Source organism: Litchfieldella rifensis (genome assembly GCF_042646605.1).
Classification (GTDB): Bacteria; Pseudomonadota; Gammaproteobacteria; order Pseudomonadales; family Halomonadaceae; genus Litchfieldella; species Litchfieldella rifensis.
The window spans coordinates 1-1026 of the sequence record NZ_JBHRUG010000008.1 but is presented as its reverse complement, the minus strand read 5'-3'; the positions used below and the strand labels follow the sequence as shown (position 1 = coordinate 1026).

At 57.4% G+C, this 1026-nt stretch carries 1 rRNA gene; it reads left to right on the top strand.

The annotated features are described in order from the left end of the window. Positions 1-17: 17 nt before the first annotated feature. Positions 18-1026 (top strand): 16S ribosomal RNA (locus tag ACFOEV_RS03470); the annotation flags it as partial.

Genomic DNA, 1026 nt, shown 5'->3' with positions numbered 1-1026 from the left:
AAGAACCGTATGATTTTAAACTGAAGAGTTTGATCATGGCTCAGATTGAACGCTGGCGGCAGGCCTAACACATGCAAGTCGAGCGGCAGCACGGGGAGCTTGCTCCCTGGTGGCGAGCGGCGGACGGGTGAGTAATGCATAGGAATCTGCCCGGTAGTGGGGGATAACCTGGGGAAACCCAGGCTAATACCGCCTACGCCCTACGGGGGAAAGCAGGGGACCTTCGGGCCTTGCGCTATCGGATGAGCCTATGTCGGATTAGCTGGTTGGTGAGGTAACGGCTCACCAAGGCGACGATCCGTAGCTGGTCTGAGAGGATGATCAGCCACACTGGGACTGAGACACGGCCCAGACTCCTACGGGAGGCAGCAGTGGGGAATATTGGACAATGGGGGCAACCCTGATCCAGCCATGCCGCGTGTGTGAAGAAGGCCTTCGGGTTGTAAAGCACTTTCAGCGAGGAAGAAGGCCTCGGGGCCAATACCCCCGAGGAAGGACATCACTCGCAGAAGAAGCACCGGCTAACTCCGTGCCAGCAGCCGCGGTAATACGGAGGGTGCGAGCGTTAATCGGAATTACTGGGCGTAAAGCGCGCGTAGGCGGCGTGATAAGCCGGTTGTGAAAGCCCCGGGCTCAACCTGGGAACGGCATCCGGAACTGTCAGGCTAGAGTGCAGGAGAGGAAGGTAGAATTCCCGGTGTAGCGGTGAAATGCGTAGAGATCGGGAGGAATACCAGTGGCGAAGGCGGCCTTCTGGACTGACACTGACGCTGAGGTGCGAAAGCGTGGGTAGCAAACAGGATTAGATACCCTGGTAGTCCACGCCGTAAACGATGTCGACTAGCCGTTGGGAGCCTCGAGTTCTTAGTGGCGCAGTTAACGCGATAAGTCGACCGCCTGGGGAGTACGGCCGCAAGGTTAAAACTCAAATGAATTGACGGGGGCCCGCACAAGCGGTGGAGCATGTGGTTTAATTCGATGCAACGCGAAGAACCTTACCTACCCTTGACATCCTCGGAATCTGCC